Below are 14,237 nucleotides of genomic sequence, written 5' to 3' on the forward strand. Positions count from 1 at the left end.
TCCGGGCAGCAGGATCAGTTCTGGACCTTGGCTTCGTAGCGCTCGCGCATGTCGGCGAAGAAGGGGGCCAGCGGGAAGGGCTTGGCGTTCTTCGCCAGTTCGGCAGGCGTCACATCCACGAAGAGGGTGTTCCAGTCCTTGCTGCTCAGCGCCGGCTTCACTGCGTTCGGGTCAATGCCCGGATACCAGTTGAAGCGCTTCACGATGCCTTCGGCCTGCACCTGCGGGCTGGTCGCCAGCGCGATGAATTCCTTCGCCAGCGCGGCATTGGCGGCTTTTGCCGGCACCGCGTAGTAGTAGGGCTGGCCGGGCATGCCGGGGGCGATCAGCTTGATCTTCATGTCGGGCGAGAGGCGGCCATCGGCCTTCCAGCTGTAGAACATGTCGACCCACACCGGCCCCATCGCGATCTCGCCGCGATTGAGCATGTCCAGGGTGCCGGCATTGCCCGGCGTGAAGGTGACCTGGTTGTTGAATTCCTTCAGCTCGGCCATGGCCTTGTCCCAGCCGGCTTCATGCTTCGCATCGTAGGGGCCGTTCTGAATGACGCCTGCATTGCCACCGTAGGCATACATCCAGCCCACCATGAAGGCGACACCCGACATGCCGCCCTTGATGCCGTTGTAGCCGAAGGCCTTCGGATTCTTCGCCACCCACTGGCGCAGCTCGTCATAGCTCGCCGGTACCTTGGCCACCAGCGCCGGGTTGTAGGCAATCGCGGTCTGGCTTTCGAACATCGGCATCACATAGCCGTCCACGTTCACGCCCAGCGCCATCTTGCTGGAGCCGCTCACCGCATACTTGCCGGTCGGAATGCTGTCGCGATATTTCATCAGCAGGCCGGCTTTCACCATCTCGCCGGTCTTCTGCTGGTTGGGCACCACCACATCCACGTCCCAGCTCTTCGCACCCGCATCCTTCTGCGCCTGCAGCTTCTCGAGGATCTTCTGCGAGCCGGCATCGTCCGGGCCCACGCCGATGGCCTTCACTTTCACGCCGGGATGGCTCTTCTCGAACAGCGGGCCGAGATAGTCGGTCACATAGTCGACCATGTTCTGCGAGCCGCCGGTCACGACGGTCAGCACGGTTTCCGCGTGGCTGGCCGTCGAGCCCAGGCTCAGTGCCACGGCCAGCGCGAGGGCGGAAATGCCTTGATGTAGCTTCATCTGTCAGTCCTCAGGTGTTGCGGGGTGGATGCCGGCCGGCTCAGTGAGCCGGCACGGGAATGGGTTCGGGGAAGAGATGGAGGCGCCCGGCCGGCACGCTCATCAGCACTTCGTCGCCCGGCTTCATGCCAACGGGATGGTCGACGAGGAAGCTGCCGCCTGCGGTCTGCACCTCGCAGCGCCAGGCGTGCCCCAGAAAACTGCTGTGGCCGATGCGGCCGGGCAGGCAGAGGCTGTCGTCCATCAGCGCGCCCGGCGCATGCAGGCTGGCCGCTTCGCTGCGGAAATGCACGCGGGTGGCGGCGCCCTCGCGCAGCGCGGGGTGATTCGCAGCCAACTCCAGCACCGGCGCGGCCGTTTCGCCCGCCAGGCAGAGCTGGATCCGCGAGCTGTCAGCCTGCGCCTGCGGATGACAGGCGAGGGTGTTCGCCGCGCCCATGAAGTTCGCCACATAGGGCGTGGCCGGCTGGCTGAAGACTTCTTCCGGGCTGCCGGCCTGCTCGATGCGACCCGCATTCAGGATCACCACGCGATCCGCCATCGCGAGCGCTTCCTCGCGGTCATGGGTGACCAGCACCGAGGTCAGCCCCAGCTGGCGCTGCAGGCTGCGGATTTCATGGCGCATCTGCTGGCGGATGCCTGCATCGAGATTCGACAGGGGCTCGTCGAGCAGCAGGATGGAAGGCTCCACCGCCAGCGCCCGGCCCAGCGCCACGCGCTGGCGTTGTCCGCCCGAGAGCTGGGTGACCTTGCGTTCGCCGAAACCGGCGAGGCCGAGCAGCTCGAGCACCTCGTCCACACGGCGGGCCACGGCCGCTTTCGGCGTGCCGCGCAGGCGCAGCCCATAGCCGATGTTCTGTGCCACTGTCATATGCGGCCACAGCGCGTAGGACTGGAAAACCATCACCATGCCGCGCTGCTCCGGGGGCAGGTCGAGTACATCGCGCCCCTGAACCTGGATGCGCCCGGCTTCGGCCGGCGTGAAACCGGCCAGCGTGCGCAGCAGCGTCGTCTTGCCGCAACCCGAAGCGCCCAGCAGCGCGATCATCTCGCCCTTGCGGATCTCCAGATCAATGCCCTTGAGCACCGGCGTGTCCTGGTAGGACACCCGCAGCTCGCGGATCGAAATCATGCTTTCGGGATTCATCAGCGACACCTGGATCTGTTTTGCAACCGGTTGCAAAACTACCCGAGCAAAATGTCAGTCTGATGACGAAGGCGAGGATTCCAGCGCGCTCCGACTGCTGGGCCGCCCCGAGCCGTAGGGCGCCGTGAGCGCAGCGAAGCGCGCCGCATGAGGGGTGTCGGACCCGAAGCTTCTGTGCGGGCAGGCCGGGGTATCAAGGGCGCGTTGTGGTTTGTTGCATCGGGTTGCTGCGCCGCGCTTCGCATTCGCTCGGGGCGCCCTACGAAAATGCGTGTTGGTCACGGCGGGCCGATCCGTAGGGCGCCGTGAGCGCAGCGAAGCGCGCCGTATGAGGAGTGTCGTGCCCGAGGGGCTTGTGTGGGCAGGCCGGCGTATCGAGGGCACGTTGTGGGTTGTTGTGCCGGCTGCGGCACGCTCCGTATTTGCTCAGCTGCTACGGCGCGCTTCGCATTCGCTCAGGGCGCCCTACGGAAAGGTTTGGGGCGCGGTTGCGCGCCTCAAGCCTTTACTTCAGCTCGATGATCTCGACCCAGTTCGGGTTGCGGCCGGTGGCATAGCGGGCCAGCAGGCTGAGTTCGCCGCTCTTCGGGTCGATGCGGTAGGCGCTGAGCTGGTGGGTTTTCTGGCCGACCGCGAGCAGGTACTGGCCGTCGGGCGAAATGTTGAAGCCGCGTGGCTGAGTCTCGGTGGGCCAGTTGCCGATGGGCGTCAGCTGGCCGCTTTTCGCATCGACGCGGAAACCGGCGAGCGTGTTCGAGCCGCGCTCCGAGGCGTAGAGGAAGCGGCCGTCCGGCGTGAGGTGCAGGTCGGCGGCCGCAGGCGTGCCTTCGAAGCCGGCGGGCAGGGTGCTCACCGTCTGCAGCAGTGGCAGCTGCTCGGCCTTGGCGTCAGCCTGCAGCACATGCAGGCGGGCGTCGAGTTCGTCGAGCAGATAGATGAAGCGCTGGTCGGCGGAGAACACGAAGTGGCGCGGGCCGGACTTGGCCGGCAGGCTCAGCGCCGGGCCGGCGGCAGGGCTCAGCTCGCCCTTGGCCGCGTCGAAGCGGAAGCGCAGCAGCTGGTCGCCGCCGAGCGAGCTGGCATACACCACGGTGTTGTCGGCGCGGGCGGTGATCTGGTGCGCCATCGGCGGCGTCGGCAGGATCTGGCTGGCGGCCTGCGGCACGCCTGCTGCGTCGAGCGGGCTCACGCTGACCTGGTTGCCGCCGTAGGAGGCGGCAAAGAGGAACTTGCCGCTGCGATCCAGCGAGATGTTGGCCATGCTCTCCGGCAGCGGTGCCGAGCCCAGTTCGGCGAGCAGGCCGGTTTTCGGCGTCACGCTGAGCGCGATCACCGTGTAGGGTTTGGAGCGCAGCGCGGCGTAGAGGCGCTGGCGATCGGCCGAGATGGCCATCGGCATGATCTGGCCGCCGACGCTGAAGGTCTGCAGCGGATCGAGGCGGCCGTCGGCGGGGTCGAGCGAGAATACTGAAATGTCCTTCGTTTCCGCGTTCGAGACATAGACGATGGTGGTGGCCTGGGCGAGGCCGGCGGTGCTCAGCAGCAGGGAAGCCATCAGTTTCGCGATCCGTCCGGTGGCGGGTTTGGCGGTCTTCATTGTCGTCTCCTGTGGGGTCTGAAGGCCGGAGTATGCACGGCACTGCCCCGATGACAATGACAAGTTCCGGCGGCTTACCCTGATACGTGTCGCACGGCTTTCAGGCAGTGCTGCGCAGCACCAGCGGCATCGCGAGGCGCGCGTTGAGCGCTTCGCAGTGCGGCGTGCTGGCACGCAGGCGGGTGCGCTCGCAGATCAGGCGCGCCTTTTCCTCGACCGGATTGCGCACCGTGCTCAGCGCAAAACCGGGCCAGGCGGCCATCGGCACGTCGTCGAAGCCGAAGATCGCGACATCATCCGGCACGCGCAGCTGCATCAGCTCGCGTGCCGCGGTGAGCGCGCCGAGCGCCATCGCATCGTTCGCACACAGCAGGGCGTCAGGCCGTGGCTGCTGTTCGAGCAGAAGGCGCGCGGCGGCGAGCCCGCCCTCGAAGCTGAAGTCGCCATGAATGACGCCTGCCGGATCAAGGCCGTGCGCTTTCATGCCGGTCTGGAAGGCTTCCAGCCGTTCGCGGGTGGCAAACATGCCGCGCGTGCCGGCCAGGCAGGCGATGCGCCGGCAGCCGCGACCGACCAGGTGATCGAGTGCGGCACGCGTACCGGCGGCGTTGTCGCTGTTGATGCAGTCCACGGCGGCCTGCCCGCCGGCTTCGCCCGAGCAGAGCACCAGCGGCGTGCGCAGCCGGATGCAGGTCGCGATGCTGTCTTCATCGATGCTGCCACCCGCCACTACGGCCACCGAGACCGGGAAATCCAGCGCGTCGACCAGTGCCCGGCCGGCGTCCTCGCCCGGGCCGATATGCACATGCAGCACGCGGAAGCCTTCGGCCTTTAGGCCCGCCAGGATGCGGTCGTGATACCCGGCGTCATGCAGGTTGTGCTGGTAGCCGGAGAGGAAGGCCACCAGCCGGTTGCGCCGGGTGGTGAGCACCCGGGCAAGCGCATTGGGCTTGTAGCCGAGCGCGCCGGCGGCCTGCTCGACGCGCTCGCGCATCCGGGGCGACACGCTGGCGCCCGCGGTGAAGGTGCGTGACACGGCCGAGCGCGAAACGCCGGCCAGCTCGGCCACGTCGTCGATGGTGGCGCGGCGGCTGAGGGTGGGGAGATCCATGGTCGCAGTGTAGCGGCCCGGGCCCGGCGGATCATGACGGAACGATGACACGCCCGGCCGGGCGCCTGCCGGTCAGTGGCTGGCGGGGCGCACTTTCGGCGGCAGGCTGCGCAGCACGGCCAGACGCTCGCGGAAGTCCAGCATTGCGTGGCTCAGCAGCAGGATCTGGCCCAGCCGGGCGAGCGCCAGCAGCGTCGCAGCGGGCAGGGCGAGGGCCGGAAAGAACGTGGCCGCGGCGAGCAGGCCGACGGCCAGGGCTTCGGCCGCGAGCTCGATGCGCTGGCCGGCTTCGGGCACGATCCGGTGCAACAGCGGCAGGCGCGCGCGGGCCTTGTTGGCACGCTGCCAGTGCAGCCAGATCAGGAAGGGCACGATGCGGTAGAGCATCACGCTGACCGTGATCCCGCCCAGACCGGCCAGCGCGGTGATGCCGAAGGCCATGCCCCAGCGCGGATCGGTCGAGAAATGCGCGACGAGCCCCAGCGGCGCGAGCAGCATGGCCAGCAGCGCGACGAGCAGCCAGCCGTAATGGAAGGCGTCTTTCTCGCCGCGCCTGGAGGCCAGCACGCGCCGTGCGCTGATGAGGCCGAAACCGGCGGCAAGCGCCGCGAGCAGGATGACCGCCAGGCAGGCGAGCCAGGCCTGGCCGGACAACATGCCGAGTCCGCTGCAGACCAGCGCCGGCAGCAGCAGGCGCAGGGCCCGTTCCCAGCGCTGCGGATAGTTTTCCGTGACATGAAACATCGGCACTACCATGCCGGCCACCGCGGCGATCAGGCCGCCGATCCAGCCGGCGAGCCCCCACTGCGCATGCCAGTCGACCAGCGCCATGAAAGGCAGCTGCCAGCCATGGCTCATCACGCCCAGCAGCACCGTGGCCAGCGCCAGCGTGGCGAAGAGCGCCAGCGCGCCGCGGCGCAGGCTGGCCACCAGCGCAGCGGAGAGTTTCTGCCGCCACAGCGCCCAGGCCAGGCGGGCGCCGGCCGTCAGCAGTGCGAGCAGGGCCAGGCTGCCGCCCAGCGAGAGGCTGAGCACGCTGCCGTTCAGAAAGCCGGCCGCGAGTCCGCCGGCACCGGTCTGCAGGGCGGCCAGCAGCAGCCAGTCTCCGGCACCGAAGCGCGGCAACGCGAGGCCGCAGGCGACCGGCACGAACTGGAACAGCGCGCCCAGCATCACCGGCATCATCCCGGCCAGCGCAAAGAGATGCACGGCAGCGAGCGTGGCCGGATGCCAGCGGGTCAGGAGGGCCTCCGGCTGCCAGGCCAGCAGCAGCGCGGCGGCCAGCATGCCGCCGAGGCCGGCGATGAAATGCGCGAAGGAAAGCCCCGGCGCAGGCGAGGCTTCGGTGGAAACGATCTGCATGGCGGCCTCAGGCCTGACGGATGAAGAAGCGGTATTGCGTGCCGCCATCCGCGGCTGGCTCGGGCCCGCCTTTCCAGGCGAAGCCGTTGTCGCGCAGCCAGTCGTAGAGCGGCACCGGTTCGCGGTGGATCAGCACTTCCTGCACGGCGCCGGCCGGCAGCACATCAAGCGCGGCCATGATCCGGTCGAAGGGCTCGCAGGGCGGCAGGCCGCGAACGTCGAGCAGGGGCGTCATGCCTGGCGGCGCGCGATGATCTGTTCGCTGAGCGCGGGCGCATCGTTCTGCGCCACATTCAGTGCGGTCGGATAGAGGATGTTTTCCTCCTTCATGTTGTGCTGCTGGAGCAGGATCAGCAGCGTTTCGCCGTGGCCGCGCACGCCGTCGGCGTCCGAATCGGCCACTGCGTCGGCCAGATCCTGCAGCAGCGCGCGGGCTTCCTCATGCTCCATGCGCATCACCCGGGTGGGGCCGCAGCTCATGCCGGTACGGGTTTCGAAGGCGGGAAAGAGGATCTCTTCCTCGGCGGCGAAGTGGGCGAGCACATCGTGCTGCAGGCTGGCGAGGGCGGCGCGGGCGGCTGTCCAGTCGCCGGCGCGGGCGGCGCTGCGCAGCTCGCCCAGCAGGGCGTCGCAGGCGCGATGGTCGGCGGTGAGGAACTGGTCGAAACGGGGAGTGCTCATGGTGACAAAGTCCGTGCAAGGAATCGGGGCAGGGTGTGCCCGGAGTATGCGAATCGCTTGAGGCGACTGTAATTGACCCGGGTCAAGCCCCCCGGCGCGGTCGGGCGCGTCCGCCCTGACACAAATCGATGGCAATGTGGTTAAATGAGAACAATTCTTATTGTCAAATGTTTCCGGGCGCCACCGGCGTCTCGTCTGTTCAACCGGTCTGAGTGGATTCACCGTGCTGGAGCGCTATCACCGCGAGCTGCTGAGCTTCCTGACGCATCAGGTCAATGACCGGGAACTGGCGGCCGATCTCGCGCAGGAGAGCTTTCTGCGCGTGCTCACCGCGCAGGGCGCCGGGCAGGTCGTGCTCGACATGCGGGCGCTGCTCTACCGCACCGCGCGCAACCTGATCGTCGACCAGTACCGCCGCGATACCGTGCGCCGGCATGAAGCGCTGGACGCCGTGCCCGAGGCCCAGCATCCGCCGGCGCCGCGGCATCTTGAACCGGAGGCCGCGCTGGCCTCGCAGCAGGTGATCCAGGCCTATGTGGCGGCGATCGAGGCGCTGCCGCCGCGCTGCCGTGAGGCTTTCGTGCTGTATGTGTTCGACGAGCTGAGCCAGGCGGAGATCGCCCGGCAGATGTCGGTGTCGGTCAGCATGGTCGAGAAGCACATCGTTCGCGGCATGCTGGCCTGCCGCCAGTGTCAGCGCAGCCTTGCCGCCGGGGCCGCCCGGCCCGGGGCATGACCTGCCCGATCGTACAATCCGCCGGCAGGGGGTGAGGGCGCCGCCCTCCCCGAGCGTCCACCCTGCATCAGCCCGCCTTTGCCCCCGCCATGAACCCGCTTCCCGCCGACCCCCTGCCTGCCGACTCCGCTGATGCCGAAGCGCGCGAGTTCGAGGACTTCGCCCGCAGCCAGGATCCGGTCGAGCTCGAGGCCGCGACCTGGGCCCTGCGCCGCCGCAACGGGCTGGACGCCGAAGGCGAACGGGCGCTGGCCGACTGGCTGGCGGCCGATCCGCGGCATGGCGAGGCGCTGGACGACATGGACCGCACCTTCGGCGATCTGCAGCAACTGCCCGCCGGCGAGCGCGCTGCACTCAGACAGGGGCTGGCGGGGCCGGCCCGGCTGCCCGGGGGCTCAGGGCTTGCGGCGGCTTCCGGGCCGGTGCGCGGTACCGTGGTGCGGCCCCGCAGCTGGGCGGGCTGGCTGGAGCTGTGCCTGCCGCATGCCGCGCTGGCGGCACTGGCCTTCGTGGTGTGCGGCGCGGCCTGGTTCGGCTGGCAGGCCTGGCGGCAACAGCCGCTTTTCGAGCAGACCTATGCCACCGTGCGCGGTCAGCAACTGGCGGTGGTGCTGCCGGATGCGCCGGCCGATGGCAGCCGGGTGGCGCTCGACACCGCGACCCGGCTCGATGTGAGTCTTTATCGTGCGCATCGCGAAGTCCGTCTGGAAGAGGGCGAGGCCATGTTCAGCGTGCATCACGACACCGAACGCCCTTTTCATGTAACGGCCGGAGGGCTGCGGATCACGGTGGTCGGCACCCGGTTTTCGGTGCGTCATGCCGGCAGCGGGCGCGACGCCGGCCAGACCGTGGTGGAAGTCGAGGAAGGCCGGGTGCGCGTGGCCTCGGCGGATCCGGCCACGACCCAGCCCGAGCGCCTGCTCACCGCCGGCCAGCGTCTGGTGGTGGACGGGCACGACCGCTTTGGCGAGGTCACGCCGCTCAGCGCCGCGTCGGTAGCGGCCTGGCGCAGTGGTCGGGTGAGTTTTGACCAGACCCCGCTGGCCGATGCGATTGCCGAGTTCGAGCGCTATGGCCCGACCGGGCTGGTGGTGCGTGACCCGGCGGTCGCTGCGCTGAAGGTGGGCGGCAGCTTCGGCGTGGGGCAGTCGAAGCAGTTTGCAAGGGCCTTGCCGCAGATCCTGCCGGTGCGACTCGTCGCGCGGGGCGGGCTCACCGAAGTGGTTGCCGACACGCCCTGAAAAAAAGTGGAAGAATTCTCATTTGCAACATGAGGCTTCTGTTGCGTGCTGCGTCTTCTCCTGCAGGAGGACTACCGGCGCACGGCCGGGTCCGGCATCCAACACCCCCGATTCAGGAGTTTTTTCCATGCGCGCAGCGCTGCAGAACACGCGTTTCACTCCGGCACCGATGGCCGCCGCCGTCGCCCTCGTCCTTGCCCTGACAGCAGGTCAGATCACTCCGGCGCACGCCCAGAGCGCCACGCTGGCCGCAGTGGCCTTCAACATTCCGGCTCAGGGGCTGGGCCAGGCGCTCAACGAGCTGGCCCGTCAGGCCAATCTGCAGCTCTCCTTCGCGGCGGATCTGGTCGCCGGCAAGACGGCGCCGGCGGTCTCCGGCCAGCTGACCCCGCGTCAGGCGCTGGATCGCCTGCTGGCGGGCAGCGGTCTGGAAGCCAGTGTGGATGGCAGTGCCGTGCTCGTCAGGAAGCCGCCGCGCACCGCCTCCGAGCCGACCGAGCTGCCGGCGATGACGGTGACCAGCCTGCGCGAGAACCGCGTCTCGAAGGGCGCGACCGGCCTGCCGATGGAGATCAAGGAGACTCCGCAGTCCATCACCACCTTCACCAGCGAAGAAATGCAGGATTACGGCGTGACCGACAGCAACAAGGCGTTGCAGATGGTCACCGGCATCAATGTGGAGCAGTACGAAACCAACCGCGCCACCTTCGAGTCGCGCGGCTATGAAATCCAGCTCACGCAGGTCGACGGCCTCGGCATGACCAACAGCTGGGGCACAGTGGTCGGCAAGGAAGACACCTTCCTCTACGACAAGATCGAAGTCATCCGTGGCGCCAACGGCCTGCTCACCGGCGTGGGCAATGCCTCTGGCACGGTGAACTATGTGCGCAAGCGCCCCACCAACAAGGACCAGGGCGAGTTCCTGCTCGAAGGCGGCTCCTGGGACAAGAAGCGCGTGGCGCTCGACTACAACAAGGTGCTCACCGAAGACGGCACCGTGGCCGGCCGCGTCGTGCTGATCCAGCAGGACAAGAACTCCTGGACCCGCAGCCTGAACGATCGCAACACCACGCTCTATGGCGTGGTCGACGCACAGGTCGGCAGCAGCGGCGTGCTGACCGTGGGTGTGACCGATCAGAACAATCACCAGAAATCGCCGATGTGGGGCTCGCTCACGCTGAACTATCCGGACGGCAGCCAGGCGAGCTTCGACACCAATGCCTCGACTTCGCAGGACTGGACCTACTGGAACACCAAGTCCACCACCGGCTTTGTCGAATACACCCAGTTCCTCGGTGACAACTGGGAAGCCAAGTTCACCTACAACAAGCGCCATGCCGAGGAAGAGACCGCACTGCTCTACGCCTACTCGCCTACCACCGGCTCGCTGAACTATGACAACACCGGCCTGGTCGGCTGGCCCTATCGCAGCTTCACCACCACCGAGAGCGATCTCTTCGATCTCAACCTCAGTGGCAGCTTCAGCCTGCTGGGTCGCAAGCACGAGCTGATCACCGGCCTGAGCCATTCCATCGAGAAGGTAGACACCGACACCTGGGCGGTGGATACCAGCGACATGCTGAACCCGCTGCCGGCCTTCCCGTTCGGCGGCAGCGTCTACAAGGAACCGAAGTGGGGCGAGCGCTCGCCGAGCACCGGCAGCGAGCAGCGCCTGACCCGCCTCTATGGCGCGACCCGTCTTGCGCTGAGCGACGAGGTGCGCGCGATTCTCGGCATCAATGCAGTGAAGCTCTCGCGCGAAGGCAGCTCGCGCTACGGTTCGGCCACGACCACCACCGAGTATCCGGACACCCGCAAGGCCAGCCCCTACTACGGTCTGACCTGGGACATCACCCGCAACCTGCTGGGCTATGTGTCCTACTCCGAGATCTTCCAGAACCAGGACCAGACCGACATCAATGGCGCCTACCTCGACCCGATGAAGGGCGTGAACCGCGAAGTCGGCGTGAAGGCCGACTGGCTGGACAAGCGCCTGCTCACCACCGCCTCGGTCTTCAGCGCGAAGCAGGAAGGGCTGGCGACCTATGAGGGCCTGAATGCGGCCGGCAATTATTACTACGTGCCGAAAGACGTGAAGTCCACCGGCTTCGAGCTCGAAGCCACCGGCAAGCTCGCGCGCGAGACCAATCTCGCGCTGGGCTTCACCCGCCTCAAGCTGACCGGGCCGGATGGCAACGACATCTACGAATGGGTGCCGCGCACGCAGGTGAAGGCCCGCTTCGACAGCGCCGTGCCGGGCCTGCCCGAGTTGCGTCTGGGGCTTGCTACCCGCTGGAATTCCGACGCGAGGAAGACCGGTGGCGCACGTCAGGATGCCTATTTCGTGTCGGACGCCTTCGCCCGCTATCAGATCACGAAGGAGTTGTCCGCCCGGCTCAACCTGAACAACCTGTTTGACAAGAAGTATGTCACCGGCATCGCCTATGGCGCTGTCTATGGCGAGCCGCGCAGTGCTTACCTGACGCTCGACTACAAGCTCTGATTTCCGTCCCTGACGGAAGAGGGCGCACCGGGTTCGAGGAACCCGGACCTGCAGGCCTGTCCGGTTCCGTACCGGGCGGGCCTGTCGCATGAAACGCCTGTCGGTTTATGAAAATGGCATCAACAGCAGAGAGAACAAGATGGACCGGACTTCCGTTTTTCCCTTGAAAAGCCTCGACATCCCGCTCCGGGTGCTGGCTGCAGTGATCGGTGGCTGGGCGGCTTCATGGAGCTTCGTGGCCTTCGCTACGGCGGGCCTTGCTGCGCTCGGCAGCGAGTTCCACGACGCCGAAACCGCTTCCCTGATGCTGGGTGTGCTGCTGTTTGGCGGCATCGTCATGTGGGCCTTCGCAGCGCCCAGCACGCTTCGCGTGTGGGCCGTGCTGCTGGGCGGCTCGCTGCTGTTCAACCTGATCGCGCTTGAGCTGCAGCGCATGATCCTGTCCTGAGGAGCGCGCGATGTTCGCCAATTTCCGCCAGTCCATGGCCTGGCTGCACACCTGGTTCGGCCTCGCCCTCGGCTATGTGCTGATGGTCTGCTTCTTCTTCGGCGCGCTGTCGGTGTTCGACCGCGAGTTCGACCGCTGGGCCCTGCCCGAAACCCGCTTCGAGCCGCAGCCCATGCCGTCCTTCGACAAGGTGCTGGCGCCGGCTTTCGCCCGCCTGACACCCGATGAAGCCGACTATGCGCTCAACATGCCGGCACTGCATGACCCGGCCAGGGGCGCACCGACGCCGCGCCTCGAATTGCCGCCTGACGAGTACTGGGCCTACACCACCCACCGCGATCCGGTGCTGGCCATTGGTGCCGGCTTCCGGGTGCCGAACCCGAAAGACGAGAGCCTGGAGAACCACATCCACGGCAATGCCACCATCGACCCGCGCAGCGGCGAAGCGGTGCGCGCCGACCAGCTCAAGATCGGCAGCCAGTGGTTCTTCCCGCTGCATTACAGCCTGAACTGGCAGTGGAAGAATCTCGGCACCTTCATCGTCGGGCTGGCGGGCATCATCATGCTCGTGGCATTGGTGAGCGGCGTAATCATGCACCGCAAGATCTTCCGCGAGTTCTTTACCTTCCGCCCGCAGAAGCAGACCCAGCGCAGCCTGCTGGACCTGCACAACCTCAGCGGCGTGGTGGCGCTGCCCTTCCATTTCTTCTTCGCCTTTACCGGCGTGCTGATCTTCGCCGGCTACTACTACTTTCCGGTTTCGCAATTCCAGCTCAAGCCGCTGCATGACCGGCACGAAGTCGTCGAGGCGCGCGAAACCGGTCTGCCGCATCAGCGCGCCGGCGTGGCGGCACCCCTCGCCTCGGTCGACGCGATGATGGCCGAGGCCAAGCGCCGCTGGGCCGCGCACGACATGGCCGGCGAGATCGGTTTCCTGCAGATTCATCATCTGGGGGATGCGAACGGCTATGTGAGCATCTACCGCGCCGGCAGCGATCGCGTGGCGCTGGTGGGCGAGGCCATCCACTTCAAGGCCAGCACCGGCGAAGTCCTGCGCGAGGAGCCGCCGCGCACGCCGGTCCAGGGGCTCAACGAGTTTCTTACCGGCCTGCACCTGCAGCACTTCGAGCACTGGACGCTGCGCTGGCTCTATGTGCTGGGCGGACTCGCCGGCTGCGCCTGCATCGCCACCGGCTTCCTGTTCTTCGTCGAGAAACGCAAGGCCGCCCATGCACGTGCCGGCAGCCAGGGCGCACGCGTTGTCGATGCGCTCGCCGTGGGCTGCGTGACCGGCATGCTGGTCGCCACGCTGGGCATGCTGCTCGCCAACCGCCTGCTGCCCGAAGCGCTCATCGGCAAGGGCGACTGGGAGCAGCGCATCTTCTGGGGCGTGTGGCTCGCGAGCTTCGCGCATGCTGCGCTGCGCGGCGCGGTAGTCTCGCGCGGTGGCAGCAACCCGGCCTGGCGCGAGCAGTGTTTCGCCATCGCGGGCCTGGCCGTCGCGGCCGTGCTCGCGAACTGGATCACGACGGGCGACCACCTGCTGCGCACCCTGATCCTCGAGCCCTACATGGCCGTCGCCGGTGTGGATCTGAGCCTGCTGACCAGTGCCGTGCTGGCCCTCGTCGCTGCGCGCGTGCTTGCCCGCCGCGCGCAGCGCCAGCGCCTCGTCACGCGGGACCCCGCTGCGGAGGTGGTCCATGCATAGTGCATACTGGCTGTGCCTCGCCGCACTGCTCGCCCTCACCGGCATGGTCTGGCTGGCGCTCGCCATGACGGCGCACTGGGATCAGGTCATGAGCCGTCCCGCAGCCCAGGCCGCGCCTTTGCGCCGCCTGCTGCGCACCGCCGGCGCACTGAGTCTCGCCCTCTCGGCACTGGCCTGCCTCGCCGCGGACCGCCCCTCGATGGCCATCCTCGTCTGGTTCATGCTGCTCGCCGCCGGCGCGCTGGCGGTCGCCTTTACCCTCGCCTGGCAGCCCGCCCTGCTGCGCCTCTTCTGCCCGCTGGCCACCACCCGGCGCTGAGCCCCACCCGCATCACGGCGCCGCGTGCGTCGTGATGCGCCATCCCCTGTGCGTGCCCGCCGCTTCCTGCGCGACGACCCGTCGCCGCACCAGCGAAAAAATGTCTTGCCTCGCACCGGGCATCGACAACATCCTTCCCGACTCCCGACTCCCGACTCCCGACTCCCGACTCCCGACTCCCGACTCCCGACTCCCGACTCCCGACTCCCGACTCCCGA

General features: G+C 67.6%; 13 protein-coding genes. 6 read left to right on the top strand and 7 right to left on the bottom strand.

The window, feature by feature from the left end:
- Window positions 1–14 precede the first annotated feature (14 nt).
- The 7 genes from ABDB87_RS08760 to ABDB87_RS08790 all read right to left on the bottom strand — a co-directional run bounded on the left by ABDB87_RS08760 (window position 15) and on the right by ABDB87_RS08790 (window position 7,064).
- A complete protein-coding gene (locus ABDB87_RS08760; protein ID WP_345926025.1) occupies window positions 15–1,166 on the bottom strand; it encodes an extracellular solute-binding protein in 1,152 nt (383 codons plus the stop codon).
- Between the two features lie 40 nt (window positions 1,167–1,206).
- The gene (locus tag ABDB87_RS08765) at window positions 1,207–2,313 is read right to left on the bottom strand and encodes an ABC transporter ATP-binding protein (protein WP_345926026.1); all 1,107 of its coding nucleotides are present in this window, start codon (window positions 2,311–2,313) and stop codon (window positions 1,207–1,209) included.
- Between the two features lie 505 nt (window positions 2,314–2,818).
- A complete protein-coding gene (locus ABDB87_RS08770) occupies window positions 2,819–3,910 on the bottom strand; it encodes a lactonase family protein (protein WP_345926027.1) in 1,092 nt (363 codons plus the stop codon).
- Window positions 3,911–4,010: 100 nt separating this feature from the next.
- Window positions 4,011–5,021, bottom strand: coding sequence for a LacI family DNA-binding transcriptional regulator (locus ABDB87_RS08775; RefSeq protein ID WP_345926029.1), 1,011 nt, complete (start codon window positions 5,019–5,021; stop codon window positions 4,011–4,013).
- A 72-nt stretch (window positions 5,022–5,093) separates the two neighbouring features.
- Window positions 5,094–6,383 (bottom strand): hypothetical protein, encoded by a 1,290-nt coding sequence (locus tag ABDB87_RS08780; protein WP_345926031.1) that lies wholly within the window; start codon window positions 6,381–6,383, stop codon window positions 5,094–5,096.
- A gap of 7 nt (window positions 6,384–6,390) precedes the next feature.
- Window positions 6,391–6,618, bottom strand: coding sequence for a DUF2249 domain-containing protein (locus ABDB87_RS08785; RefSeq protein WP_345926033.1), 228 nt, complete (start codon window positions 6,616–6,618; stop codon window positions 6,391–6,393).
- Window positions 6,615–7,064, bottom strand: coding sequence for a hemerythrin domain-containing protein (locus ABDB87_RS08790; protein ID WP_345926035.1), 450 nt, complete (start codon window positions 7,062–7,064; stop codon window positions 6,615–6,617). Before ABDB87_RS08790 ends, ABDB87_RS08785 begins: the two co-directional genes overlap by 4 nt.
- A gap of 160 nt (window positions 7,065–7,224) precedes the next feature.
- Here ABDB87_RS08790 and ABDB87_RS08795 point away from each other — a divergent pair, with 160 nt between their 5' ends.
- The 6 genes from ABDB87_RS08795 (at window position 7,225) to ABDB87_RS08820 (ending at window position 14,019) form a co-directional block, all read left to right on the top strand.
- Window positions 7,225–7,800, top strand: a complete 576-nt coding sequence (locus ABDB87_RS08795) for an RNA polymerase sigma factor (RefSeq protein WP_345926036.1) — start codon at window positions 7,225–7,227, stop codon at window positions 7,798–7,800.
- Window positions 7,801–7,889: 89 nt separating this feature from the next.
- Window positions 7,890–9,041: a FecR family protein gene (locus ABDB87_RS08800; RefSeq protein WP_345926038.1), complete on the top strand. Its 1,152-nt coding sequence runs from the start codon at window positions 7,890–7,892 to the stop codon at window positions 9,039–9,041.
- Between the two features lie 127 nt (window positions 9,042–9,168).
- Window positions 9,169–11,544 carry a TonB-dependent siderophore receptor gene (locus tag ABDB87_RS08805; protein ID WP_345926040.1) on the top strand — a complete coding sequence of 792 codons (2,376 nt, stop codon included), beginning with the start codon at window positions 9,169–9,171 and terminating at the stop codon, window positions 11,542–11,544.
- 88 nt (window positions 11,545–11,632) lie between these two features.
- Window positions 11,633–11,992, top strand: coding sequence for a hypothetical protein (locus tag ABDB87_RS08810; protein ID WP_345926042.1), 360 nt, complete (start codon window positions 11,633–11,635; stop codon window positions 11,990–11,992).
- A 10-nt stretch (window positions 11,993–12,002) separates the two neighbouring features.
- Window positions 12,003–13,700, top strand: a complete 1,698-nt coding sequence (locus tag ABDB87_RS08815) for a PepSY-associated TM helix domain-containing protein (RefSeq protein ID WP_345926044.1) — start codon at window positions 12,003–12,005, stop codon at window positions 13,698–13,700.
- Window positions 13,693–14,019: a DUF3325 family protein gene (locus ABDB87_RS08820; RefSeq protein WP_345926046.1), complete on the top strand. Its 327-nt coding sequence runs from the start codon at window positions 13,693–13,695 to the stop codon at window positions 14,017–14,019. The genes ABDB87_RS08815 and ABDB87_RS08820 overlap by 8 nt, the downstream gene beginning before the upstream one ends.
- Window positions 14,020–14,237 lie beyond the last annotated feature (218 nt).

Origin of the sequence: Uliginosibacterium paludis (assembly GCF_039631355.1) — a bacterium.
In the GTDB taxonomy this organism is placed as follows: Bacteria; Pseudomonadota; Gammaproteobacteria; order Burkholderiales; family Rhodocyclaceae; genus Uliginosibacterium; species Uliginosibacterium paludis.

What these genes read in the sequence shown, in the direction of transcription:
- ABDB87_RS08785 (WP_345926033.1), bottom strand. Translation starts at nt 6,618, where the DNA reads ATGACGCCCCTGCTCGACGTTCGCGGCCTGCCGCCCTGCGAGCCCTTC.
- ABDB87_RS08820 (WP_345926046.1), top strand. Translation starts at nt 13,693, where the DNA reads ATGCATAGTGCATACTGGCTGTGCCTCGCCGCACTGCTCGCCCTCACC.
- ABDB87_RS08780 (WP_345926031.1), bottom strand. Translation starts at nt 6,383, where the DNA reads ATGCAGATCGTTTCCACCGAAGCCTCGCCTGCGCCGGGGCTTTCCTTC.
- ABDB87_RS08770 (WP_345926027.1), bottom strand. Translation starts at nt 3,910, where the DNA reads ATGAAGACCGCCAAACCCGCCACCGGACGGATCGCGAAACTGATGGCT.
- ABDB87_RS08775 (WP_345926029.1), bottom strand. Translation starts at nt 5,021, where the DNA reads ATGGATCTCCCCACCCTCAGCCGCCGCGCCACCATCGACGACGTGGCC.
- ABDB87_RS08765 (WP_345926026.1), bottom strand. Translation starts at nt 2,313, where the DNA reads ATGAATCCCGAAAGCATGATTTCGATCCGCGAGCTGCGGGTGTCCTAC.
- ABDB87_RS08790 (WP_345926035.1), bottom strand. Translation starts at nt 7,064, where the DNA reads ATGAGCACTCCCCGTTTCGACCAGTTCCTCACCGCCGACCATCGCGCC.
- ABDB87_RS08815 (WP_345926044.1), top strand. Translation starts at nt 12,003, where the DNA reads ATGTTCGCCAATTTCCGCCAGTCCATGGCCTGGCTGCACACCTGGTTC.
- ABDB87_RS08805 (WP_345926040.1), top strand. Translation starts at nt 9,169, where the DNA reads ATGCGCGCAGCGCTGCAGAACACGCGTTTCACTCCGGCACCGATGGCC.
- ABDB87_RS08800 (WP_345926038.1), top strand. Translation starts at nt 7,890, where the DNA reads ATGAACCCGCTTCCCGCCGACCCCCTGCCTGCCGACTCCGCTGATGCC.
- ABDB87_RS08810 (WP_345926042.1), top strand. Translation starts at nt 11,633, where the DNA reads ATGAAACGCCTGTCGGTTTATGAAAATGGCATCAACAGCAGAGAGAAC.
- ABDB87_RS08760 (WP_345926025.1), bottom strand. Translation starts at nt 1,166, where the DNA reads ATGAAGCTACATCAAGGCATTTCCGCCCTCGCGCTGGCCGTGGCACTG.